Origin of the sequence: Hymenobacter sp. BT491 (assembly GCF_014349165.1) — a bacterium.
In the GTDB taxonomy this organism is placed as follows: Bacteria; Bacteroidota; Bacteroidia; order Cytophagales; family Hymenobacteraceae; genus Hymenobacter; species Hymenobacter jejuensis.
The window spans coordinates 309,294-333,894 of the sequence record NZ_JACSJJ010000003.1 but is presented as its reverse complement, the minus strand read 5'-3'; the positions used below and the strand labels follow the sequence as shown (position 1 = coordinate 333,894).

Below are 24,601 nucleotides of genomic sequence, written 5' to 3'. Positions count from 1 at the left end.
AACTTATAAAAATAGCTTTTCCTGCCACTTCGCGCCACCGATTGCGTAAAGACACAAGGTGCACTTCTAATCTGAGCCTTGATGTCTATTGCTTTCGTTCGCAGTCTGTTGTTGGCCAGTGGGTTGTTGCTGCCGTTGGTCGGTTTGGCGCAGGCCGGCAGCGATACCAGCTTGGCCGAAACCCTAAAAGCCAATCGCTGGCAAAAGCGGGTGCTGCTACTCTGCGCGGCTTCGGCCGATCAGCCAGCCTTGAAGCAACAACAAGCATTGTTGGCGCAGGATAAAGCAGGCTTGCAGGAGCGCGACATGCTCGTGCTTGATCTCGTAACCACCGAAATGAGCACGGCCGACAAACAGTTTCTGCGCCAGAAATTAGGCGTAGCAGAAGCTCCTTTTACGGCCGTGCTCATTGGCAAAGACGGGGGCATCAAGCGCAAAGACACCGCGCCGATTACGCCGCTGCGCCTCTTTGGCACCATCGACACCATGCCGATGCGGCGCCAAGAGGCAAAGGGGAAGAAGCCGTAGCCGCTAGCCGATGCTGCGAATCACGCCGCCATCGACGCGCACCGAAGCGCCGTTGGTAGCCGAGGCCAGCGGGCTGGCCAAGTACACAACCATGCTGGCCACTTCCTCAGTCGTCGCGAAACGCTGGAGCAGCGACGAGGGCCGCGCATTCTGAAAAAACTCGGTTTCGGCCTCTTCCGGCGACTTGCCCTCCGTCGACATTTTTTGCAAAAACTCCTGCACCCCTTCCGAAGCGGTGGGGCCGGGCAGCACTGAGTTTACCGTCACGCCAGTGCCCTTGGTGAGCTCAGCTAGGCCGCGTGCCACGCCCAGTTGCGCCGTTTTGGTAGTCCCGTAATGAATCATTTCGGCCGGAATCTGGAGGCCCGATTCGCTGGAAATGAACAGCACACGGCCCCAGTTTTTGCGCAGCATCAGCGGAAAATACTGGCGCGAGAGCCGCACGCCGCTCATCACGTTCACTTCGAAGAAGCGCATCCACTCCTCGTCGGTAATTTCAGCGAACGGCTTGGGCTCGAAAATGCCGACGTTGTTTACCAAAATATCTACTTCGGGCACCTCTCGCATCAAGTGCTGCACTTCGTCGGCGTGGCCAAAATCCACGGCTACACCGCGCACCTTCGCGCCGCTTACTTGCGCCGAAATGCTGCGAATGGCTTCCTGAATGCGGCCTTCTGTGCGGCCCGTGATGATTACTTCGGCACCTTCGGCGGCCAACTGTTGTGCAATGGCCAGCCCGATGCCGGCTGTGGAGCCCGTAACCAGGGCAATTTTATTGGTGAGTTGCAGATCCATGAGACGTACTTAGCTAGTTGACTTAGCTAAACCCCAAAGTGGCAAATTTGTCTGCGGACTGGAAACCTGTTATTGTGTAAATGATTGATTGTGTGACGTTTATGCAGGTTAATCGCCTGCACCTTGGTTTCCACTTGCTACAATTTGCCTAACGCCTTCACGTGCACTGATGGGCGTGTAGCCGAAGCGTTTTTCAAACTTGCTGCTGTCGAAAAAGTAATCCTGGCTGTATTGATAAGCCATTTCGCGCAACTCGCGCATCACGGGCACAAACAGGCCCAGCAGGCTCATCAGCCACAGCGGCACCACCCGAAACTGGGGCGCGACGTGCATTTCCTGCGCAAACATTTCTACCCACTGCCGGCCCGTAATAGGGGCTTTGTCGGTGGGCAGGTGCCAGACTTGGTTGTAGGCGTCGGGTGTGTTGCCCAGCAGCGCGGTGGCCTTGGCGGCGTCCAGCACGTTGGTCCAGTTATGGATTTTGTCGGCGTTGGCCAGCCAGTCGGCCCGTTTGCCCTTGCTCAGATTTTTGTAGACCGTTTCCACAAGCACGCTGTTTTTCAGGCCCAGAAAGTCGGCCGAGCGGGCGATAAGGGCCTGCACCTGGCCGCTTTGCGCTGCAGAAAGTAGCATTTGCGCTATCTGCGCCCTGATTTCGCCTTTTTTGCTGGTGGGCCGTACGGGCGTTTCTTCGGTCATGTGCGCAATGTAGGCGCGGTCGTACATGTACACGTTGTCGAAGAACACGAGCTTAGCTTGGTGCTTCTGGCAGGCATCCAGTACGTTGCGCATGGTAGCTGGCCATTTGGCGCGCCACACCCTCCGGTTGTATTCATAGCCGACGGTAAGGTACACGACGTCCGAGCCCGCCACTGCCCGCTCGACCTGGGCCGCATTGGTAAGGTCGGCCGAAAACAGCTCGTCGGTTGGGTTGACGGCTACGGGCTTTCGCCCCACCAACCGCACCCGGTCAGTGTAATGCCGGAGTTCGCGGGCGAGCTCGGTGCCGATGGCACCCCCGGCACCTAAGATGGTTTGCATGGCCATGGAGTTTGGGTAACAAATAGGCGAGCTTTTTCGGCCTATATAGCGAAAACTAACTGTTTGCCGATGCACAACAGTAGTTCGGATAGAATACGCTGAGGTTGGGCGCAATTAACGGCATTTAGTACAATCGCTTCGTTGCTTTGTACAGCAAATAAGTCAGGGCAACGCACCTGACGCGCCATCTTACCGTCCTGTTTTCGCCCTTCTCACACTTTTATGCACACAACATTCTTTGCTCGTCTCACCACTTTATGGTTGGTAACGATATTGCTTTTCAGTATAAGTGCTTATGCAACAACGCCTTGCACTCGTGCTCAATACAAAGGCCATCGGTTTGTGCACCGCCCGTATTATAAACTGTACAAACACAGTAAGTCCCGCACGTTTTTGAGCTTTGGTAAGTAAGCCCAAAGCGCAGAAACGGCGCGTCGGCTCGCTACTAAGCTGAAAATTGGCTTAGCAGATGCGGGACGACGCGCCGTTTCTGCGTCAACTCTTTTTGAGCAGGAAGTACGCGTAGCGTTCGCCGAGCTCGACTGCCTGCTGGCGCTCCAGGGTGACGAGTTGGGGGGTGAAGCCGCACTGCTCGGCGTTCTGCCAGAACTCCTCGATGCGGTAGGTAGTCATGTGCGGCAGGTTCTGCGCGTAGCCCCACCGGTGCGGCTGACTGGCCGATGTGCCATCGTCGTAACGGATCTGAATAAACGCCAAGCCGTCGTTGGTCAGCAACTTGCTTGCGATGTTCAACACCCGGCTGCCGTATTCCTTGGTGGGGAAAATCTCAAATACATAGGTAGAAAAAAACAAGTCACACGCCTTGGGAATGTGCTCTAGCGCGTGTTCGGGCTGGTCGGCCTCAAACTGGACGGGGACGAAGGCCTCGCAGGCCAGGGCCTGGAGCTGGCGGTGGCACTCGCGCAGGCTGGCGGCGGTGATGTCCACGCCGTAGTAGCGGGCCGCGCCGGGGGCGAAGTGCACGGCGTTGGCCCCGCCGCCGCAGCCCCAGTCGACGATGCGGCGGGGCGTGCGCAGGTAGGCCGGGCCGGCCAGGCGGGCGAACTGGGCCAGGTTGTGGCGGCCCATGGCCAGCCAGCGCGCGTCGTCGCCGGCAAACACCCCGTTGCCCCGCCAGTGCGCGTTGCCGGGAATGCACGAGCGGTCGGTGCGATTCCAGTAGCGCTGCGAATCCGCAATGAGCTTACTTTCAGGATCGTATAAGTGGAGGTTTTCGCGTATTACTCGTTCGCCAGAGCGGTATACATGAGCAATCACGTTACGAAGTTGCGTAGCCATAGCCATGACAAATACAGGCTGGATAAGTCGACTAAAAATGTTTCGTAAGGCCTTAGAGAACCGCCTATCTATCGGGGCAGGCGTAGTAGGAATGCAGTAAATATTTGATATCACAAATATTTAGGAGCTCAACCCGGCTTGGGGAGCAAGAGTTGTGAATGTATAAAATTTATTATAAGAAATCACGGTAAAATTATCTGTTGGGATAAATTTTTACCGTGCTTCTTTTTTACCCTGCATTTCGCCAGCCCAACCGACGAAATGCAGTTATCCTTACAACGCGCAGAGCCCGCCTGCACTTTGTAATGGATTGTCTATCAATGCATTGCAAAGTGCAGGTGCGCTACGTACTACTGACTCAGTCTTTTTTGAGCAGGAAGTACGCGTAGCGTTCGCCGAGCTCGACTGCCTGCTGGCGCTCCAGGGTGACGAGTTGGGGGGTGAAGCCGCACTGCTCGGCGTTCTGCCAGAACTCCTCGATGCGGTAGGTAGTCATGTGCGGCAGGTTTTGCGCGTAGCCCCACCGGTGCGCTTTGCTCTTGCTGCTCTGATCTTTGTACTTGATCTGGATAAAAGCTAACCCGTTAGTATCGAGTAGTTTGTAAGCGATATCCAGAATGCGTTTCCCATAGTCCTTGCTTGGAAACAGCTCAAATACATAGGTAGAAAAGAAGAGGTCGCAGGGCTCAGTAATCAAGGCGAGTGTGCGTTCGGGCTGGTCGGCTTCAAACTGGACGGGGACGAAGGCCTCGCAGGCCAGGGCCTGGAGCTGGCGGTGGCACTCGCGCAGGCTGGCGGCGGTGATGTCCACGCCGTAGTAGCGGGCCGCGCCGGGGGCGAAGTGCACGGCGTTGGCCCCGCCGCCGCAGCCCCAGTCGACGATGCGGCGGGGCGTGCGCAGGTAGGCCGGGCCGGCCAGGCGGGCGAACTGGGCCAGGTTGTGGCGGCCCATGGCCAGCCAGCGCGCGTCGTCGCCGGCGAACACCCCGTTGCCCCGCCAGTGCGCGTTGCCCGCCACGTAGTCGCGGTCGGTGCTGTTCCAGTAGCGCTGCGAATCCGCAATTAATTTGTCTTCCGACTCATAAATTCGGAGGTTTTCGCGGATCAGGCGCTCACTTGATCGATAGGCACGCGCAATAATACTACGTAATGATAAAGGCATGAACTGGCTGAGAAGGCGCTTGGGAGCGTTTCCTAGGGATTTAGAAAACGCGCTAAGATCTGAGTTGGAGTATGAAGGCCACATGAAGAGTATCGAATGCTGAAGCGCCCTCTGGGCTATACACACGTAGTTGGTTTTTGCTGATTGAAAGATATGGCAAATAAGTTATAATAAATCACGAAATAATATATTGGCTTGGACTATGTCATTCGCTCCTCCAACATACGTGCCCGATGTATTGGGCGAAGGGTTTGAACAACACTCCATTGCGCAACCCAATGATTATGAAGGGCCTGTGCGCTGCACAATTATTCGGAAGCGAAACCCGCGAGCTGCTGCCAACCGGGCGGTGCTGTATTTGCACGGCTTTACCGATTATTTCTTTCAGCGGGAACTGGCCGAGCAGTGGCTGGCCCACGGATTTCAATTCTATGCCCTGGATCTGCGCAAATACGGCCGCTCGCTGCTGCCGCACCAGCGCCCAAACAACGTCCGCGACCTGCGCGAATATTTTCCCGATCTGGACGCTGCCCTCGACCTGGTTCGGGCGGAAGGCAACCAGACCGTTGTGCTCAATGCGCACTCAACCGGCGGCCTGATTGCCGCGCTCTATGCCGATGCCGGGGCGCACCGCGCTGCGTTGGCGGCGCTGGTACTTAATAGTCCGTTTTTCGAAATGAACCTGCCGTGGCTCGTCCGCCGGGTTGCCCTGCCGTTGCTTACGCGGGTGGGCGCAATATTCCCTAATCTGACGCCGCGGGCCTCGTTGGGACGCGGCTACGGCGAAAGCCTGCACCGGCAGTTTCGCGGCGAGTGGGACTACAACCTGGCGTGGAAGCCGGTAGAAGTATTTCCGGTCAATGCCGGGTGGTTGCGCGCCATTCGCAAGGGGCATCGGCAAGTGGCGCGGGGCCTGAGCGTGGCGCAGCCCGTGTTGGTGCTGCACTCCGACCGCACGCTCCGCCGCTACCGCCCCTTCAACGACGATTTTTTCCGGACCGATGGCGTGCTGAACGTGCAGCACATTCGGAAGCTGGCGCCGCGCCTGGGCCCACGCGTGACGGTGCGGGCCATCGAAGGCGGCATGCACGACCTGATCTTGTCGCGCGAACCGGTGCGCAGCGAAGCCTACCGCCAGATTTTCGAATGGCTAGCCACGGTTTTGCCGCCCGTAGAGTGAAATACTTCTATTATATAAGCATTTGATTGTTAAATATTTAGCTTGTTGAATACTGACTTGTTAAACAAGTGCCGACGTAAGTGGTTGGCACTCCAACCGCAGCAAAACCCTGTAGCTCTGCGCCCGACTCTTCTGGCGCAATTCCCGTATGGACGGTAAATCGTCCGCCAAACTGCTTTTTTCCGATGTCCTTTTACTCCACTCAACCCGAAGACCTGTTGTTTGATGCCGCTCGCAAAGGCGATGTGGCGTATTTGCAGCAGCTGGTCGCCAACAACACCAACGTCAACATCCAGAACAGCAAGGGCTTTACGCCGCTGATTGTGGCCGCCTACGATGGTCACCTGGAAGCCACGCAACTGTTGCTCGACGCCGGCGCCGACCCCAACGTGCAGGACGTCGCCGGCAACAACGCGCTCATGGGCGTGTGCTTCAAGGGCTACCCCGAAATCGCGCAGCTGCTGATCGAGCGCGGCGCCGACCTGAATCTGCAAAACGGCAACGGCGGCACGGCCCTCATGTTTGCCACCCTGTTTGGGCGCAACAACTTGGTAAAAGTCATGCTCGATGCCGGCGCCGATACCACCATCCGCGACGTGCGCGGCCTTACGGCCCACGACTTGGCCATTCAGCAAGGCAACGAAGAAGCTTTGCAGATATTCGAGCAAATTAGTAAGTAATTGACTGTAAAGCACATAGAAAAAGCCCCGGCTGGATGGTCGGGGCTTTTTCTATGTGCTTGATGCAGAAATGCCGGGCGTTATTCGCCGCTGGTGTTCCAGATGTCGCGCTGAATTTTCCAGTCGTTGCCTTCCTTCTTCCACATCACGATGTACTTGCCGTGGTCCATTTGTTGGCCTTCGGCGCCGTTGAGGCGGTATTGGCCCAGCTCAATGGCCGTATCGCCGAAACTTTCTACCTCCATCGAGTGCAACCGCACCTGCTTGATGCCCATGTCCATACCGCCCTTCCAGAAGGACGCAATGGCCTCGCTACCCGTAATCGGGCCGCTGCCGGGGGGCAGCAGCGAGCCTTCTTTGGTGTAGAGGCTGGCAATGGCGGCCACGTCGCCGCGGTCGAAAGAGCTTTCGAACTGGTCGTTGGCGTGACGGATTTCGTCAAGCAGGGTGTCGATGATTTCCATGGGCAGGCTGGCGGTTAAGAGGGTGGAAGTAAAAGATGTGGGCCTGGCTAAACCTACTCTTTTTTCGCTTGCCTACCAAGGCGTTAGCCTAGCTGGCGGGAGATGATTTTCGACGTCTTTGTTAGTGGTGCACCGTGACCATGCGGAAGCTGATGCCTTGTTTATATTCGAGCTGAAGCACGTACAGGCCATCCGGAATCTTGGTCGTGTCGAAATTGATTTCGGCCAGATTGGACAGGGGCTGGAGCGCATGCGACGCCACTGCCCGGCCCTGATACGAGTACAACGTGGCTTGCAGGGCCTCCACCTTTTCGCTGCTGGCGAGCTGGAGCGTAAACCGGCTCTGCACGGGATTGGGGAAGATGCTGACCGTAACCGAAGGCGGCGTGCTGACCTGCGACACGGATTTGATGCTGTAGCGCCCGATGTAGCCTTGCGTGTGCACGCTTTTCAGCGAAACTGGACCAAATCCGCAGCTTCCCGTGAAGGCGCCGGTCGTGTAGAGGTTGTGCTTGGAATCGATGGCCAGCTTACCCGCCGAACTGGTGCCTGGCCCACTAACGAGCTCGGAAAACTCCTTTTGCCCATCAGGATTGAGTTGCGCCAAAAACGATTGATTAGTAGAGTTATAGGTAAAGTTCATCATGCCCGTCGCAAACACTTTCCCCGACTGCTGATCGACGGCAATGTCGCTGATGTAGTCGCTTTCGGGGCCGCCCAGCGCAGTAGCCCATTTTACGTTTCCCTGCGGGTTGAAGCGAGCCACAAACCCGTCGGTGTTGCCAGCGCTGGTGAGGGTAGTGGTACCGATGGTGGCGGTGCCGGAGAAGTTGCTGGCAATGTAGATGTTACCTTTTCGGTCGGTGTCAATGCTGCGGCCGTCGCCGTACGGCAGCTGCCCCTTGGCCCATACCAGTCGCCCTTGCCGAGCGTTAAATTTGGCCAAGAAAACGCTGCCACCCTCGCTGGTCACCGTGGTGCCATCGAGCGTCCAGCCCGCGGTGAAGTTGCCACTTACGTAGCAGCTGCCCGCATTGTCTACGGCCACGCCGCCGCCCTGGCATACGCCATTGTCGCTCTGACTTGACCACACCCGCGCCCACCGCAACGCCCCCTGTGGGGAATAGCTGGCCACAAAGGCCTGCCGGCCGAAGTGCTGGGGAAAGGTGAGCGATTCGAAAGCAATGTTTTCGCCAGATACTGAGCCGGTTACGTAGCTGTTGCCGGCCAGGTCAACCGCTACGCCCCAGCCGGAGCTGGAGCCGCTGGGGCTGCCTCCTTGGTTGCCGGCCTGCTTGATCCAGCGCACCACGCCGTTGGCGCCGCACTTCAAAACAAAAATATCGCTGCCGGACACCGACGTTACCGACCCAGACTTCGGGCCGGTGGCGTAGCTCAGGGTGCCCGAAAAGCTGCCCGTGAGATAGCTGTTGCCGGCCTTGTCGACGGCAATGCTGGTGGGTAACGCATCGCCGGAAGCTGCCAATTGAATGACTTTGGCTACTTGGCCGTTGGGTTTGCACTTGGCAATGTACACGCACAGGCCCGAACTAGTTAACTGCTTGCCACCCAAGGACATAGAGCCTGTGAAGCGACCCGTAACGTAGAAGTTGTTATCGGCATCCGTTGCCACGTCCATTGCGCCATTTAGGTCGCTAATGGGGTAGGCAAAAGTCCACGCCGATTGTGCGCTGGCCGTAAGAGAGACCAACCAAAAAAGAACCGAGAAAAAGTGTTTCATCACAAAAAAGCTCAGAGTATAGAAATTGAGAAAAGGGCCTGTATCAAGGCGCTGAGCGGTACTACAAGACAGATACGATACTCTGTTTTTGCGTCGGCATCATCCGACATAGCTTCTACACACTCCTCCGCCACACGTTGCTGCCGATGCGCTATTTACCGACAGTCAGTCTCCATCCCGCCTAAAGCGGCTCCATGAACCTTAGCTATAAGGCTCGCGGATTTGATTTACAATTTTAATAATTAAAGTCATAATAAAAATTGATATAATTATATAATATAAAAATGTCCAACTATGCTGTGAGCAAGGTTAGCCTTTAGCAATTTTAAATAAGGGCAGGTAGCAATTTTAAATAAGGGCAGGCGCTCATGTACCGCTTAAACGAAACCGGCCCGCTGGAAGAGCGGGCCGGTTTGAGGTATTTATAAAATGGTAGCTGCGTCGAAAGCGTTTTGCTGGGCGACGGAACTTGGAAGCTGGGTTCGGCGCAGCAGGGTGGCAATGTCCTTGGGCAGTTCCGCCACGGTAAGCGGGCGCTGGGGCCGGGCCACTAAATAGTAGCGCGTATCAGCCCGGTCGTGGAGGCGGGTTTTGGCAAAGGAAAACAGACCGCGGCGGGCGTAGCGTGCAAATCCTTGGTAGCTGCCTTCATCGGCCCCGGCATCCGCTTCTGTTACCACCGGCGAATCGGTTTCTGGGAGCGTCAGGAAATACTGATGAAGCTCCAGCAGTGCTTCCTGCGAAGCGGCAACTGATTCGGGCAATATCCCGCCGCCAGAGGCAACGTGTAGAATACAGCCGTTGCTGTCCGTAGCGAACCAGTCGATATCCGCATCTTCTTGGTCTATTTCGTCGATGCGCATTATTAGGCTTCTTGTTGCTCCGTCAGCTTCCTGAGTATCTCCTGCGCGGCCACAGCAATCACAGTCCCTGGCCCGTACACGCCGGCCACGCCCGCATCATACAAAAACTGATAATCCTGAGCCGGAATAACGCCGCCTGCAATCACCAGAATATCAGCACGATCCAGTTTCTTTAGCTCCTCAATCAGCTGCGGAATCAGGGTTTTATGGCCGGCGGCGAGGCTGCTCACGCCCACTACGTGCACGTCGTTTTCGGCGGCTTGGCGGGCTACTTCGTCGGGGGTTTGAAACAGCGGCGCAATATCCACGTCGAAGCCCACGTCGGCGAAGGAAGTGGCGATGACTTTGGAGCCGCGGTCGTGGCCGTCCTGGCCCATTTTGGCCACCATGATGCGCGGGCGCCGGCCTTCGCGGGCGGCGAAGTCATCGGTCATTTGCTTGGTGCGGGCAAACTCTTCGTCGTAGTTCATCTCCGAGGAATACACGCCCGAAATGGCGCGAATTGTGGCTTGGTGACGGGTGTATACTTTCTCCAGCGCGTCGGAAATTTCCCCCAGCGTGGCACGCACGCGGGCAGCTTGCACGGCTAGTTCCAGTAGATTGCTGTTGCCGGAGCGGGCGGCTTCGGTCAGGGCGTCGAGGGCTTGCTGCACGGCTTCGGAGTTGCGCTCCGCCTTGATTTGGTTGAGGCGCGCAATCTGCGATTCGCGCACGGCGGCGTTGTCGATGCTGAGTACATCGATTTTCTGCTCCTCGCTGGGGCGGTATTTGTTTACACCCACAATGATTTCCTTGCCCGAGTCGATGCGCGCCTGCTTGCGGGCTGCGGCTTCCTCGATGCGCATTTTGGGCAACCCGGTTTCGATGGCTTTGGCCATGCCGCCGAGCGCTTCCACCTCCTGAATCAGCGCCCAGGCCTTGTCGGCGAGCTGGTGCGTGAGGCTTTCGACGTAGTACGAGCCACCCCACGGATCGACGACGCGCGTGATATCGGTTTCGTGCTGAAGGTAGAGCTGGGTGTTGCGGGCGATGCGGGCCGAAAAGTCGGTGGGCAGGGCCATGGCTTCGTCCAGCGCGTTGGTATGCAGGCTCTGGGTGCCGCCCAGCGCCGCTGCCAACGCCTCAATGCAGGTGCGGGCCACGTTGTTGAAGGGGTCCTGCTCGGTGAGCGAGTAACCCGACGTCTGGCAATGCGTGCGCAGTGCCAACGACTTGGGATTCTGCGGGTTAAACTGCTTCATGAGCTTGGCCCACAGCAAACGCCCGGCGCGCATCTTGGCAATCTCCATGAAGTGGTTCATGCCGATGGCCCAGAAGAAGGAGAGGCGCGGCGCAAACTGATCAACGTCCATGCCCACGGCTAAGCCGGCGCGTACGTATTCGAGACCATCGGCCAAGGTGTAAGCCAACTCCAGATCGGCGGTGGCGCCGGCTTCCTGCATGTGGTAGCCGCTGATGCTGATGGAGTTGAAGCGCGGCATGTGCTTGGCCGTGTAAGCAAAAATATCGGCAATGATGCGCATGCTCGGCTCGGGTGGGTAGATGTAGGTGTTGCGCACCATGAACTCTTTCAGGATGTCGTTCTGAATAGTGCCCGCCAGCTTTTCCGGCGTTACGCCCTGCTCTTCGGCCGCCACGATGTAAAAGGCCATGATGGGCAGCACCGCCCCGTTCATGGTCATCGATACCGACATCTGATCCAGCGGAATCTGGTCGAAGAGGATTTTCATATCCTCCACGGTATCAATGGCTACGCCGGCTTTGCCCACGTCGCCCACCACGCGTGGGTGGTCGGAGTCGTAACCGCGGTGCGTGGCCAAGTCAAACGCCACCGACAAGCCTTTTTGCCCGCCCGCCAGGTTGCGCCGATAGAAGGCGTTCGACTCTTCCGCCGTCGAAAAGCCCGCGTATTGCCGAATTGTCCAGGGGTTCTGCACGTACATCGTGGCATAGGGCCCGCGCAGATACGGCGCCACGCCCGCCCCAAAACCCAGGTGGTCGAGGCCGGCCACGTCGGCAGCCGTGTAGTAGCTTTTTAGCGGAATCTGCTCAGCAGTAGCGGCTTCGGTGGCTTCGGCAGGGGCCGGGGGCAGGGGCGAGGCGTTATAGGCAATGCGGGAAAAGTCGGGCTTCATGGCGGTGGATTGTGAGCTTTATTGTTATTTATAAATTATTGATAATCAATTACTTATGATTATGCCTTTGGTGATTATAAGCAGCGAATAATTTTTGAAGACCGTTTAGCGGCCCTGCAAACGGGCGAGCACGTCTTCGGTGCTGTAGCCTTGCACCGTAAATTCCTCAAACCCGAACAAGGCAATGGCTTCCTGCATGGTGGCCATGTCGGCGGTGAGCAGGTGCGGCGGAATAAAATCGTGGTCTTCCTTCGAGACGTGGCACACGACGCGGGCAAACAGGCCAAACTGATCGGGCGTCGCGTACATCAGCGTTGCGGCTTCGGGCGAGGAAAACAGCACCGACAGCTTACCGTCCGGCGTGCGGGCATCTAGGGCAGCTCGTTCCTCGGCTGGCAACAGCCGCAGAAACGACTCCAGAATCATCTGGTTGGTGTGCGGGCCCAGCAGCACGACTGCCGCCCGCTTATGCTTTTTTTCGCGGCGCTGAAAATGCAGAGCCGTTGCCAAGCGTAGCACTTCGGTCGGGTATGCAGCCCGGGTGGCGTCGAACTCGCGGCTGCGCAACAGCTTTTTGGGGTTGTAATCGAAGGTTTCGTTGGGGTCCTGAAAGCGGTTGGTCCCTACTACTACCTTTTCGCCGGTGGCAATGTCTTTAAACTGCTGCTGCGCGACCACCAGCAACTCCTGCATCATCAGGCCCAGCGCGCTCGGCATTCCGCCTTGCGCTTCGATGCGTTGGAACAAAGCCCACGCTTCCTGCGCCAACTGATCGGTGAGGGTTTCTAGGTAATAAGAGCCCGCCGCCGGATCGGTAACCAGATCAAGGTGCGATTCTTCGCGCAGGATGACCGACAGATTGCGGGCCAGACGGTCGGAGAAATCATTGGGCTCGTGAAACAGCTTGTCGAAAGGCGCCACGCTTACGGCATCGGCGCCGCCCAGCACGGCAGCCATGGTTTCGGTCGTGACGCGCAGCAGGTTGGTGTACGGGTCGAGCGTCGTCTGCGACCAGGTAGCAGTGCCGGCAAAGAGGCGCAGCTGGGCAGCGGCCTCCACGGGCAGTCCGTAGGCGCAAAGCAGTGTAGCCCAGAGCTTGCGGAAGGCCCGCAGCTTCGCGATTTCCAGAAAATAGCTGGGGTTGACGGCCACATTTACTTGCATGGCCGCTGCCACCTCGGCCACGGAGAGCGCGGCGGTCGGCAGGCTGCTCAGGTAGGCCGAAGCCGCCGCCAACGCAAAAGCTATCTGCTGCGTAGCCGTGCCGCCCCGGTTGCCGAAAAATGCGCCATTCAGCGCCAGACTGCGAAATTCGGGCATGTCGTGGGTGAGGGAAATGGCTTCCCGCAGTTCCGCCAGCTGGTGGTGTAGGTCGGGCGCATGGTTAGTGATGGGGTCGCAGCGCAAAAAGCCCCGCAACACCGTAGCGCCGGTAGCCAGCAGGCGTTTCACGAAAGCCCCCGGCCCCGTGCGGATGGTATAGCCCACGTAAGCGGTGTCCAGCGGCAGGCGCTCGTGCAGATATGTTAGGTCGAAAGCTGTGGTGTCAGTCAGCTCGAAATGGGCACCGTCGGCACCGCTCGCGATTGCGTCCGCTGCCCGATCTATGAATGCGCGCCCCGTGTCTGATGCCCCTACGAAATGCGTGGGCACGTTCAGCCACGCGTTGCCGGCAGTGCCAGTACGTATTTGGGGCGGCGGCAAGGTGCCAAGGGCTTCCAGGGCTTCGCGGTGGTAGAAAGGCTGCACGATGAGGCCATCCGGCAGTCGCCATTCCAACTCTGCCGGATCAGCGCCTTTCAGGTCGCGGCGGATGCGCTCCTGCCAGGCCGCGGTCGTCACGGGTTCGAACTCAGAAAAAGAAACGGGCACGGTGGGCGGCGTATCAGCCATAGCGATAGGGGGTGGAAACCTAGCAAATCGAAGAACAGACTGCCCTAAAGATACCAGATTGGCCTTAGACAGCCGAAACGGGCTTGCTGATTCGAAACGCAGGCAGCAATTCCGCGCCGACTTTTGCATCCAACGCACCAGTTCTGAACCAAATAATCTGAGCCGGGCTTACCTTTGCCAACTACCCAGCCCGTTTTTCAATGCAATTCTTTCGTTCCCGCGTCGCAGCCCTGAGCTTATTGGCCGCTGTAGCGCTCACTCCTGCCTGTCAGCGGGGTAGCTATGTAGCTAAGCCTGAGCTGGCTCCGGTTACGGCCCAGCCCGTCGGCAAAGCCTACGCCGAGGACCCCAAAGTGGCCGCCGTCATCGAGCCCTATAAGCAGCGTGTAACCCAGCAGATGACCGAAGTAATCGGGATGGCACCTGTAGCCATCACCAAAAACAACGGCGAATCACCCTTGGCCAACTTTGTGGCGGATATTCAGCGCGAACGGGCTTCCAAAGCGCTGAGTCAATCCATCGACGTTGGCGTGATGACCAACGGCGGCCTGCGCGCGGCCTTGCCCGCCGGCAACATCACGTTGGGCTCAGTGTTTGAGTTGATGCCGTTCGAAAATGAGTTGGTAGTCCTTGATACGCCCGGCCCGGTTATGCAGCAGCTATTTGACTACGCGGCGCATCTCAAAATGGCGCTTTCCAACGTTACCTATAGTGTAGGCCCGGATGGCAAGCCGGCCAACATTCGCGTGGGTGGCAAGCCCTTCGAGCCGGCCCGTACGTACACCGTCGCCATCTCCGATTACTTAGCTGGTGGCGGCGATAACATGGTGTTCTTCAAGGCGATAAAGCCCCGGAGCACTGGCGTATTGTTGCGCAATGCCATCGCTGACCACATCCGCAGCCTGACCAAGCAAGGCAAGCCGATCGAAGCCAAAGTGGAGGGCCGCGTAAAAGTTATGTAATCAGGGTTGAAAAGAAAGGATAATATTTTATAAATAATTGATTGTCAATAGCTTATAAGTTAATTTACTGAATACGAAACATTGGCTAACCGCCACCATTTCAACAACATGAACCGTCGCGACTTCCTTAAAAATACCGCTTTTGGTGCCGCCAGTGTAAGCCTGCTCGGGGTGAGCCTGCCCGCGATGGCCCGCGATTCCAAGGGCGCCCGGCTTACTATCCTGCACACCAACGACATGCACTCGCGCATCGAACCCTTCCCGGAGGGCAGCGGGCAGTGGGCGGGCCTGGGTGGCATGGCCCGTCGTGCCGCGCTGATTGAGCAGATCCGGCAGCAGGAGCCAAACGTGCTACTGCTCGATTCGGGCGATATTTTTCAGGGCACGCCGTATTTCAACTTTTTCGGCGGCGAGCTGGAGTACAAGCTCATGACCCAGATGGGCTACGATGCCAGTACCCTCGGCAACCACGATTTCGACAACGGGCTGGAGGGCTTGCAGAAGCAGCTGCCCAACGCTGGCTTTCCCTTTTTGATCGCCAACTACGATTTTTCTCAAACTATTTTGGCCGGCCGTTTTCAGCCCTACAAAGTATTTGAGAAAGCCGGGCATCGCATCGGCGTGTTCGGCCTCGGCATTGAGATGGCAGGCCTGGTGTCCGACCGCAACTTTGGCGCTACCAAATACCTTGATCCTGTGGCCACGGCCACGGACATGGTAGCCAAGCTTCGCGGCCCAGAGCGCTGTGACATGGTTATTTGCCTTTCGCACCTCGGCTACAAGTACGAAAGCGCCAAGATCGACGACCGCAAACTGGCGGCACAGGTAAGCGGCATCGACCTGATTTTGGGTGGTCACACCCATACTTTTATGGATGCGCCCGAGCCCATTGTCGGCCCCAATGCGCATCGCACGCTCATCAACCAAGTGGGCTGGTCGGGAATTAACCTGGGCCGTTTGGATTATTCTTTTGCCCATGGCACCCGGCAACCGACCGTAGCAAGCTCAGCAGTCATGCCTGTGCGCGCCGCCTGACAAAAGCAAGCAATAGGGGGTTTTTTTCTCTCCTGACTTTTCCACATTTTTGTCTCCCTCCTGAAAAAACGGGCGCCTAAACGTCCGTGCCCGAACCCTTTTTCCCGCCCCAAGCACCTGTTGCTTTTGCACCTAATTGATTGATGCTGAAGGATTGCCGAACCGTATGGGCCAACTGTCTTCGCGTCATCAAGGCAAATATTGGTGAGCAGAGCTACCGTACGTGGTTCGAGCCAATTGTGCCCGTACAGCTCCACAATAACGTTTTAATCATTCAGGTGCCTAGCCAATTTTTTTATGAATGGCTGGAAGAGCACTATGTGGACGTACTCAAGAAGGGCATCTACCAGGAGCTGGGTCCGGAAGGTCGGCTGGAGTACTCGATTGTTGTAGACCAGGGCAATAGCCAGAACAAGCCCCGCACAGTCAACATCCCGACTTCGCGCAAGACCGCGGCGCCTTCGCCGGTGGCCAGCCAAGCCGCTGCCGTTGCGGCCGGCGCCATGACGGCTTCGGCCCGTAACGTGGCCGCCGCTGCCGCCGCTCCTGCCAAAGACAACACCACGCTGCGGAATCCTTTTGAGGCGGTCAAGTCTATCGACCGGAATTACCTCAATTCGCAGCTCAACAATACATATTCCTTCGAAAACTACATCGAAGGCGACTGCAATCGTTTGGCGCGCTCGGCGGGCTTGGCGGTGGCCAACAAGCCAGGCACGACAAGCTTCAACCCGCTGATGATTTACGGCGGCGTCGGACTAGGCAAAACGCATTTGGTGCAGGCCATCGGCAACCACATCAAGGCCACCACGCCCGATAAGTTTGTGCTCTACGTGTCGGCGGAAAAGTTTACGAATCAGTTCATTGAGAGCCTGCGCAACAACGGCGTGCAGGATTTTGCCAACTTTTACTTGTTGGTGGATATCCTGATTTTGGACGACGTGCAGTTTCTGTCGGGCAAGGACAAGACGCAGGAGATGTTCTTCCACATCTTCAACCACTTGCACCAAGCTGGTCGGCAAATCGTGATGACGTCGGACCGGCCTCCCCGCGACCTCAACGGCTTGGAAGATCGCCTGCTGTCGCGCTTTAAATGGGGCTTGACAGCCGATTTGCAAAGCCCTGATTTTGAGACGCGTATGGCCATCATCCAGAACAAAATGGAGCAGGATGGCATTGATATTCCGCCGCAAGTGGTAGAGTATCTGGCGCATTCTGTCAATACCAACGTGCGCGAGCTGGAAGGCGTGCTCATTTCTCTAGTTGCCCAATCGAGCCTCAACCGGCGCGAGATTGACCTAGAAATGGCCAAACAGGCACTGCGCCACATCATTGAAGAAGTAGAGGCGGAAGTAAACCTCGATTTCATTCAAAAGACTGTGGCTGAATACTTTAGCATTTCAGTAGATCTGCTAAAAGCCAAAACTCGCAAGAAAGAAGTGGTAACGGCGCGGCAGGTGGCTATGTATTTTGCCAAAGAGCACACTAGCCATTCGCTCAAAAGCATTGGGCACAACTTCGGCGGCCGCGACCACAGCACCGTCATTCATTCCGTCCAGACGGTTTCGGACCTGATCGACAGCGACAAAAACTTCAAGCAGACCATTCAGGAACTGCGCAAGAAGTTTGCCGGTAAGTAGTTTGTAACTATCTGGCAATCAAGAGATTACGAAAAAGGCCTGCTGAACAGCAGGCCTTTTTCGTAATCTCTTGATTAGGTACACCTTATTTCTTGGGCAGAGAATCGCGCAGCGGAATATTGTAGGTAGTAGCGAAGGAATGAATCTGGTCGCGCAGGCGGGCTTTGCGTTTGGTGCCTTTCACCTGGCGCAGGCTGAGCGCGTACACGTTGCCATCTTTGAGGCGCACGCGCAGTTGTTGGGCCACCATGTCCAGCGATTCCATGTCTTCGGCCGCGAATACTTGCTTGGCCCGAAACAAGCCATTTTTGTGTACGATGTAGCCCGGCGTAAACTCGAGGTAGCTTTGGGTGCCGAAAATAGGCGCGTTGTGCACCAACACGTACCCTACGTACACGAAGCTGAAAATGAGGAACGCGTAGTTGAGAAAGTAAAACGACTGCCGCATGCTGTCGTCGGCATCGTCGTGGGCCCACAGCGAAAACACGGTGTAGGCAATCCAAAGGCCTCCGATGATGAGCTGCCCCCAGAAGGGAATGCGCGAAGTATTGGCGGGCTGGAGGCGAATGCGGGTAGAGGTGGGGGGCATAGAAGCAAATAACGGCCGGATAAACGACAAAGTAAACGAAAAACCGGCAAGGCAGCGTGCTTTGCCGGTTCTAAGTCTTGGGGTTGAGTATCCGGGTTACAAAGTCAGCAACGGGCCGACCCCGTTACACAGATTGCGTCTGCTTCAGCGTGGCAGAAGCCAGCTCCATTTCGGGTACAGCGCTAAGGAGCTGTGAGATAGGGCAATGCGCTTTGGCATCTTCGGCAAACTGCCTGAACTCTTCTGCTGAGAGGCCGTCCACTTCGCCTTCGGTGGTCAGGCTGATTTTGACAACCTTCGGCACGTCGCCGGAAGTGTCGAGGCTGACCTTCGATTCGGTGCGGATCTGCTTTACTTGTTTGCCCGCCTTGGTAAGCTGGCCGGTCAGGAACATGGTGTAGCAACCGGCGTGTGCCGCCCCAATAAGTTCTTCAGGGTTGGTGCCCTTTTGTCCTTCAAACCGCGCCCCTACCGAGTAAGGTGCGCTGACCGTCCCGCTTTGGGTGCTGATCGTGCCACTGCCTTTAATGTCGCCGTTCCAAACAGCGTTACCGCGTTGATTGATCATAATTGAGAAATTTGAAGCGAAAGAATAGACAAGTACCTAAAGCAATACCGTTCGTACTTACGTAAGGTTGCAACGACTGAAGGCGGCTCCCCAATAAGGCCGGCTACCGTTGTGCTACATTTGCCTCTTCTGGTTTTTTCTTTTTCCGTTTATGGGCCTCAAATCTGCCTTGAGCCGTCCGCTGGCCGCCTTTGTGCACCATCGCTACCAACAGTGGATGCGGCAGCCCGTGGCTACCCAGCAGCGGGTGCTGACCAGCATCACGTCCGCGGCCGATCGCACGGCCTTTGGGCGCGACCATGATTTTCCGTCCATTGCGTCCCACGCCGATTTGGTGCGGCAGGTGCCCATTCGCGATTACGAGGCCTTGGCTCCGTACTTCAACCGGGTAAAAGCCGGTGAAGCCGACGTGCTGTGGCCCGGCCGGCCGCTGTATCTGGCCAAAACTTCGGGTACAACCTCCGGCGCCAAGTACATTCCCATCACGAGCGCCAGCATCCCCAACCACATCAACGGTGCCCGCGATGCGCTGCTTCACTATGTGCATGAAACTGGCAAAAGTCAGTTTCTGGATGGCAAGCTGATTTTCCTGTCCGGCAGCCCGGAACTTGAAAAGGTGAACGGCGTGCCTACCGGGCGCCTTTCTGGCATCGCCAACCACCACGTGCCCGCCTATCTGCGCCGTAACCAAATGCCGAGCTATGCTACTAATTGCATCGAGGATTGGGAGGCCAAGCTGGAACACATTGTAGATGAGACACTTACCGAAAGAATGACCCTGATCTCGGGGATTCCGCCGTGGGTGCAGATGTATTTCGACCGCATTCGCGAGCGTACGGGCAAGCTGGTGAAAGACGTCTTTCCCGACTTCAACCTGTTCGTATATGGCGGCGTCAACTTCGAGCCGTATCGTGCCAAGCTATTCGAAAGCATCGGCCGCCCCGTCGATAGCATTGAGTTGTTTCCGGCTTCGGAAGGCTTTTTTGCTTTTCAGGATCAGCCCGGAAATCCCGGTTTGCTGCTGCTGCTGGATGCGGGTATCTATTACGAGTTCATCCCGATTGAGCAGTTTTTTGAGCTTAATCCGCCGCGTCTGTCTCTTGCTGATGTGGAGCTGGACAAACAATACGCGCTCATTATCAACAACAACGCAGGGCTTTGGGGCTACAGCATCGGCGACACAGTGCGTTTCGTGAGCAAAGATCCGTATCGCATTGTGGTATCGGGACGCGTAAAGCACTTCCTGTCGGCATTTGGAGAGCACGTCATCGGCGAGGAAGTAGAGCAGACCTTGCGCGAGGCGATGACACAATACCCTGAAGTAGAGGTAGTTGAGTTTACCGTTGCGCCACGTATCAGCAACGACGCGTCCGAGCCTTCGCAGCACGAGTGGCTGGTGGAGTTTGCCCGCCCGCCGCAAGATGCCGCCGCCTTCTCTGCGGCCCTGGACGCCGGCTTGCGCCGCCGTAACGTGTATTACGACGACCTGCTCAGCGGCAACATCCTAGCACCGCTCCGACTGACGGCTTTGCAACCCGGTGCTTTTCAACGCTATATGAAAAGCCAAGGTAAGCTAGGTGGGCAGAACAAAGTACCGCGGCTGAGCAATGACCGACAACTGGCGGATGGGTTACTTATAGCAAGCTAAAAGCCGTACAACTTTATTAGTTTGGCTGACTTGCGAAAGAACAAAGCTCGCACTGGCCGCTATAAATATGCTGCCGACCTGCGCAGTCTTAATGAGGTAAAGGGAGGATGACAGAAGGCTCAATTGAATTTGTTGTTAGTATAGACTATGACGGAGACTGTGTATTCGACGTGACTGTTCTGAAAGGAAAAATGGAAACGCACGTACACTTCTATGCGGATGCCGATATATGGAAAGATTTTGGCAGGCGCCTAGCAGACTTTCCTCAGGACAGTTTAGAGCGAGTAGGTTTTGACACTAGATCAACCTACGCCCATACAGATTCTTTCATTCTTGAGGCTTACTGCTACGATGAACAAGGCCATGCGGCTATAAGAGTATCGACCGACAATAATAAAAGTGATCCTCACAGATGCCGGCTTGAATTTTCGATACCTGCAGAAATAGCTTCTGTTAACCGTCTGGGCCGGCTTTTATTGAATTGGCAAGTAGAAAATGATTCTAAAATAACATGGCAGGCTCAAACCAGCTGACCAAATCACAACTTTACGCCGCCTGCCAAGCCTACGTCCAGCAACGCATCGACGCGGCCCAGCACGCCATGCAAGCGGCCCAAGAATCGGCCAACTCCGAAACCAAGAGCAGCGCCGGCGACAAGTACGAAACCGGCCGCGCCATGGCCCATGAAGAGCGCAACCGTAATGCCGTGCAGCTGCAAGAAGCACTAAAACTGCGCGCCGAACTGGAGCGCATCGATATCCAGAAGCCCTTCACCATGGCCCTGCCCGGTGCTTTGGTCATGACGACGCAGGGCAACTATTTTCTGAGCATCAGCGCGGGCAAGATATCCCTTGAAGGCACCGATTATTTTGCGGTTTCGCCAGCTTCTCCAATTGGGGCGCAGCTCAAAGGAGTGCATGCGAAGGACAAGGTGACATTCAACAACCGTTCCTTCACCATAACCAATATTCTGTAAGCCGGTTGCTTAGTATACCGCGCCGCTTCCGGGCAAATGGCTGTTACCTTTGTCTGGCAAATTCCCCCGTATGAACTCTCTTAAACGCGTCACGCTGCTCGGTTCTACCGGCTCCATCGGGACCCAGGCCCTTGACGTTATTCGTGCGCATCCCACTCGCTTTCAGGTCACGGCGTTGTCGGCGCATGCCAATGCCGACTTGCTGATCCGGCAAGCACTAGAGTTTCGGCCGGCCGCCGTGGTCATCGGCGACGAAAAAAAACGAGCCACGGTGCAAGCCGCTTTAAGCGGACAAGCCACGGAGGTGCTGGCCGGCGCCAAAGCCCTGGAAGAAGTGGCCTCCCGCCCCGACACCGACGTAGTGCTGACCGCCATGGTCGGCTATGCGGGGCTGCTTCCGACGGTGCGCGCTATTCAGGCCGGCAAAACCATCGCGTTGGCCAACAAAGAAACGTTAGTCGTTGCAGGTCAGCTTATTACGCAGTTGGTCAAGAAGTACGGTGTAGGTTTGTATCCCGTTGATTCTGAGCACTCTGCGATATTTCAGTGCTTGGTAGGCGAGGAGCGCAACCCAATCGAAAAAATCATCCTGACGGCATCGGGTGGCCCGTTTCGCGGACGCTCGGCCGAGCAATTGGCCAGCGTTACCAAAGCGCAGGCGCTGAAGCACCCAAACTGGGACATGGGCGCCAAAATCACCATCGATTCGGCGTCCTTGATGAACAAAGGCCTGGAAGTGATCGAGGCCAAATGGCTTTTCGGCCTGCGCAACGACCAGATCGACGTGGTGGTGCACCCGCAGAGCATCATTCACTCGTTGGTGCAGTTTCACGATGGTTCCTTGAAAGCCCAACTGGGCCTGCCCGACATGAAGCTACCGATTCAGTACGCGCTGGGCTACCCCGAGCGGCTGCCGTCAGAGTTTCCGCGCTTTTCCTTCCTCGATTACCCCCAACTCACCTTCGAGCAGCCCGACCGCGCTACGTTCCGCAACCTGCCGTTGGCGTTTGAGGCCATGCGCCAGGGTGGCAACGCGCCGTGCGTGCTCAACGCGGCCAACGAAATTGCCGTAGCCGCTTTTCTGCGCGACGAAATCGGTTTTTTGCAAATGCCTGACCTTGTCGAAAATTGCCTCTCGAAGGTTTCGTACCTTGCCGATCCGTCGCTGGACGACTACGTACAAACCGACAACGAAACCCGCCGCGTTGCGCAAGAACTGGTTGGGGCCTTGTAGGTGTTGTGCAGGCATCGGTTATCCTGAATTTGCGAAGGAACTTGCCACACCAAAGCCAACTTTGCGGTTGACTACATAAGGGCAGTTATTTCGTAAATATCTGATAATCAGATATTTAAATTTTATTCTCAATTCAATCTCTTTTTTGCTTTGGAAGGATTAATCATGGCTGGCCAGATGCTGCTGGGCCTCTCCATCTTGGTGGGCCTGCACGAATTTGGTCACTTTGCCGCCGCCAAATACTTCAAAATCCGCGTCGATAAGTTTTACATCTTCTTCGATTTTCTGTTTCCCTTGCCCGGCGTGGCCAACTTCGCCCTATTCAAGAAGAAAATCGGGGAGACAGAATACGGGTTGGGCTGGTTTCCGCTGGGCGGCTATGTCGCCATCCACGGCATGATTGACGAAACCACCGACGCCGATCAGCTTTCCGCTGAGCCGCAGCCGAACGAGTTTCGGGCCAAGCCGGCTTGGCAACGCCTCATCGTAATGCTAGGTGGCATCATCATGAACGTGATCACGGGCATCGTGATTTTCACCTTGATGACTTATGCCTACGGCGAGAGCTATTTGCCCGCGTCGGAAGCACGTTACGGCGTGATTCCGAATGAGTTGGGGAAAGAAATCGGTTTCCGGAGTGGCGACAAAATCGTGAAAATCAACGGCCGTCCTTTCACCGAGTTCGACGACGTATACAACCCCGACGTGGTGCTGGGCAACCACAGCTACTACACCGTTGATCGTAGTGGTCAGCTGGTAGATATCACCGTGCCCGCCGACTTCATGGATCGCCTCTCCGACAAAGGCCAAACGGCTTTCGTTGAGCCGCTTAACCCGTTTGTTGTCGATGAAGTGGTGTCGGGCAGCGCGGCGGCCAAAGCGGGCCTCAAGCCGGGTGATCGCATCCTGCGAGTAGCCCAGCAATCGACGTTGTTCTTCCCGGAGTTGCAACAGGCCCTGAAAGCCAATGCTGGCAAACCTACTCCGCTGTTGGTGGAGCGAAACGGCGGTAATGTCACCCTGACTGCTAACGTGGAAGATGACGGCACCATCGGCTTCCGTCCCAAATCGTTGTTGCACCTGGCAACTCGCCATTTCAGCTTTGCCGAATCGGTGCCGGCGGGTACTAAAAAGGCTTTTGGCATTGTCACGACCCAAATCAAGGCCTTCGGTAAGATCTTCCGCGGGGAGGCCTCGTTGCGCAAATCGTTGGGCGGACCTATCGAAATTGCCCAGCAGTACGGCGGCAAATGGGACTGGATTCGCTTCTGGACGCTCACCGGTATGCTGTCGATGGTGCTGGCTTTCATGAACTTACTGCCCATTCCGGCCCTCGACGGCGGCCATGTGCTGTTCCTGCTCTACGAGATGATTGCCGGCCGTAAGCCCTCCGATGCTTTCCTCGAAAATGCGCAAAAGGTAGGCATGGCCTTGATTCTGTGCCTGATGGTGTTTGTGCTGGGCAACGGCCTTTTCAAAACGCTGTTTTAAGCTAAGTAGCTCTAAATCTGGAGGCTGACTTTGGAACGAAGGGCCTTCCTTGCACGGTTGCATAGTGGTTTCCGATACTTGGAACTACTATTGCAACGTGCAGGGAAGGCCTTTTGCTTAGGTCTTAGCTCTGCTTTTTACCTCTGTTTTTCTGTATGCGCCGTTTGTTTTTCCTGTTTTTTGCCCTGCTGATCAGTGTTGCTGCCTGGGCGCACGCCTACCATGCCAGCATCATGGACGTGCACTACAATGCCAAAAAGCAGCAGTTGGAAGTGGCTTTGAAAGTATTTACGGATGACTTTGAAAAAGCGCTCTCCATTGGGCAACCCGCTGGCATCAGCCTCGAGCAGTCGCCTAAGCCGCAGGTAACTATGCTCACTACCAATCTGTTGCGTAAATCTTTGGCATTCGGTAGCAAGCCGGGCGAGGCATTGCCCATGCAATTTGTGGGCATCCAACGCGAAAACGACGCGCATTGGCTCTACTTTACCGTGAAACTTGCCAAGCCGCTAACTGGTATTTATCTGCGCAACAGCTTATTGCAGAGCACCTTCCCCGACCAGATGAATATCGTGAACGTCGACGCGGGCGGGAAAAAGGAAAGCGCCTTGTTTCGCGACGGGGAAGAAAGCCAGAAGTTAAGCTGGTAGGGCTTGGTATAAGTACTTTATAATCAA

Annotated in this window: 22 protein-coding genes; 11 read left to right on the top strand and 11 right to left on the bottom strand. The window is 56.3% G+C overall.

All coding sequences use genetic code 11. From position 1 onward, the window contains the following. Positions 1–81: 81 nt before the first annotated feature. Positions 82–528 carry a DUF4174 domain-containing protein gene (locus H9I52_RS12905; protein WP_187454213.1) on the top strand — a complete coding sequence of 149 codons (447 nt, stop codon included), beginning with the start codon at positions 82–84 and terminating at the stop codon, positions 526–528. A 3-nt stretch (positions 529–531) separates the two neighbouring features. Here H9I52_RS12905 and H9I52_RS12900 read toward each other — a convergent pair whose 3' ends face one another. The 4 genes from H9I52_RS12900 to H9I52_RS12885 all read right to left on the bottom strand — a co-directional run bounded on the left by H9I52_RS12900 (position 532) and on the right by H9I52_RS12885 (position 4,825). Next, complete coding sequence (locus H9I52_RS12900; RefSeq protein ID WP_187454212.1) at positions 532–1,323, bottom strand: SDR family NAD(P)-dependent oxidoreductase; 792 nt, start codon at positions 1,321–1,323, stop codon at positions 532–534. A gap of 108 nt (positions 1,324–1,431) precedes the next feature. After that, positions 1,432–2,364, bottom strand: a complete 933-nt coding sequence (locus tag H9I52_RS12895; protein WP_187454211.1) for an NAD-dependent epimerase/dehydratase family protein — start codon at positions 2,362–2,364, stop codon at positions 1,432–1,434. Positions 2,365–2,859: 495 nt separating this feature from the next. Continuing rightward, entirely contained in the window at positions 2,860–3,663 is an 804-nt protein-coding gene (locus tag H9I52_RS12890) for a class I SAM-dependent methyltransferase (protein ID WP_187454210.1), read from the bottom strand. A gap of 358 nt (positions 3,664–4,021) precedes the next feature. Beyond that, complete coding sequence (locus H9I52_RS12885; RefSeq protein ID WP_165699397.1) at positions 4,022–4,825, bottom strand: class I SAM-dependent methyltransferase; 804 nt, start codon at positions 4,823–4,825, stop codon at positions 4,022–4,024. Positions 4,826–5,027: 202 nt separating this feature from the next. Here H9I52_RS12885 and H9I52_RS12880 point away from each other — a divergent pair, with 202 nt between their 5' ends. Then, a complete protein-coding gene (locus H9I52_RS12880; RefSeq protein WP_187454209.1) occupies positions 5,028–6,005 on the top strand; it encodes an alpha/beta hydrolase in 978 nt (325 codons plus the stop codon). A 185-nt stretch (positions 6,006–6,190) separates the two neighbouring features. Further along, complete coding sequence (locus tag H9I52_RS12875) at positions 6,191–6,685, top strand: ankyrin repeat domain-containing protein (RefSeq protein ID WP_139516178.1); 495 nt, start codon at positions 6,191–6,193, stop codon at positions 6,683–6,685. Positions 6,686–6,765: 80 nt separating this feature from the next. Here the strand turns inward: H9I52_RS12875 and H9I52_RS12870 are convergent, their stop codons facing one another. The 5 genes from H9I52_RS12870 to H9I52_RS12850 form a co-directional block, all read right to left on the bottom strand. Further along, positions 6,766–7,149: a YybH family protein gene (locus tag H9I52_RS12870; protein ID WP_187454208.1), complete on the bottom strand. Its 384-nt coding sequence runs from the start codon at positions 7,147–7,149 to the stop codon at positions 6,766–6,768. Between the two features lie 121 nt (positions 7,150–7,270). Then, positions 7,271–8,890, bottom strand: a complete 1,620-nt coding sequence (locus H9I52_RS12865; RefSeq protein WP_187454207.1) for an SBBP repeat-containing protein — start codon at positions 8,888–8,890, stop codon at positions 7,271–7,273. Positions 8,891–9,312: 422 nt separating this feature from the next. Beyond that, entirely contained in the window at positions 9,313–9,753 is a 441-nt protein-coding gene (locus H9I52_RS12860) for a hypothetical protein (protein ID WP_187454206.1), read from the bottom strand. Between the two features lie 2 nt (positions 9,754–9,755). Further along, entirely contained in the window at positions 9,756–11,888 is a 2,133-nt protein-coding gene (gene scpA, locus H9I52_RS12855) for a methylmalonyl-CoA mutase (RefSeq protein WP_187454205.1), read from the bottom strand. A 105-nt stretch (positions 11,889–11,993) separates the two neighbouring features. Next, on the bottom strand, positions 11,994–13,781 hold the full coding sequence (locus H9I52_RS12850; RefSeq protein ID WP_187454204.1) for a methylmalonyl-CoA mutase family protein: 1,788 nt from the start codon (positions 13,779–13,781) through the stop codon (positions 11,994–11,996). Positions 13,782–13,981: 200 nt separating this feature from the next. On the opposite strand from H9I52_RS12850, the gene H9I52_RS12845 reads away from it, so the two are divergent. The 3 genes from H9I52_RS12845 (at position 13,982) to dnaA (ending at position 17,418) form a co-directional block, all read left to right on the top strand. Continuing rightward, positions 13,982–14,743 carry a 5'-nucleotidase C-terminal domain-containing protein gene (locus H9I52_RS12845; protein WP_187454203.1) on the top strand — a complete coding sequence of 254 codons (762 nt, stop codon included), beginning with the start codon at positions 13,982–13,984 and terminating at the stop codon, positions 14,741–14,743. A gap of 108 nt (positions 14,744–14,851) precedes the next feature. Beyond that, positions 14,852–15,778: a bifunctional metallophosphatase/5'-nucleotidase gene (locus H9I52_RS12840; RefSeq protein ID WP_187454202.1), complete on the top strand. Its 927-nt coding sequence runs from the start codon at positions 14,852–14,854 to the stop codon at positions 15,776–15,778. A 143-nt stretch (positions 15,779–15,921) separates the two neighbouring features. Further along, positions 15,922–17,418: a chromosomal replication initiator protein DnaA gene (dnaA, locus tag H9I52_RS12835; protein WP_139516186.1), complete on the top strand. Its 1,497-nt coding sequence runs from the start codon at positions 15,922–15,924 to the stop codon at positions 17,416–17,418. An 85-nt stretch (positions 17,419–17,503) separates the two neighbouring features. On the opposite strand, the gene H9I52_RS12830 is transcribed toward dnaA, so the two are convergent. After that, complete coding sequence (locus H9I52_RS12830; RefSeq protein ID WP_139516187.1) at positions 17,504–18,007, bottom strand: hypothetical protein; 504 nt, start codon at positions 18,005–18,007, stop codon at positions 17,504–17,506. Between the two features lie 124 nt (positions 18,008–18,131). Next, on the bottom strand, positions 18,132–18,575 hold the full coding sequence (locus H9I52_RS12825; protein ID WP_139516188.1) for an OsmC family peroxiredoxin: 444 nt from the start codon (positions 18,573–18,575) through the stop codon (positions 18,132–18,134). A 151-nt stretch (positions 18,576–18,726) separates the two neighbouring features. Between H9I52_RS12825 and H9I52_RS12820 the strand changes: the two genes are divergently transcribed. The 5 genes from H9I52_RS12820 to H9I52_RS12800 all read left to right on the top strand — a co-directional run bounded on the left by H9I52_RS12820 (position 18,727) and on the right by H9I52_RS12800 (position 24,574). Further along, complete coding sequence (locus H9I52_RS12820) at positions 18,727–20,223, top strand: GH3 auxin-responsive promoter family protein (protein ID WP_187454201.1); 1,497 nt, start codon at positions 18,727–18,729, stop codon at positions 20,221–20,223. A 511-nt stretch (positions 20,224–20,734) separates the two neighbouring features. Further along, positions 20,735–21,199, top strand: coding sequence for a 3-oxoacyl-ACP synthase (locus H9I52_RS12815; RefSeq protein ID WP_187454200.1), 465 nt, complete (start codon positions 20,735–20,737; stop codon positions 21,197–21,199). Between the two features lie 70 nt (positions 21,200–21,269). Further along, positions 21,270–22,433: a 1-deoxy-D-xylulose-5-phosphate reductoisomerase gene (locus tag H9I52_RS12810; protein WP_187454199.1), complete on the top strand. Its 1,164-nt coding sequence runs from the start codon at positions 21,270–21,272 to the stop codon at positions 22,431–22,433. A gap of 150 nt (positions 22,434–22,583) precedes the next feature. Further along, positions 22,584–23,924 (top strand): RIP metalloprotease RseP, encoded by a 1,341-nt coding sequence (rseP, locus tag H9I52_RS12805; protein WP_262386067.1) that lies wholly within the window; start codon positions 22,584–22,586, stop codon positions 23,922–23,924. Between the two features lie 155 nt (positions 23,925–24,079). Further along, the gene (locus tag H9I52_RS12800; RefSeq protein WP_187454198.1) at positions 24,080–24,574 is read left to right on the top strand and encodes a DUF6702 family protein; all 495 of its coding nucleotides are present in this window, start codon (positions 24,080–24,082) and stop codon (positions 24,572–24,574) included. Positions 24,575–24,601 lie beyond the last annotated feature (27 nt).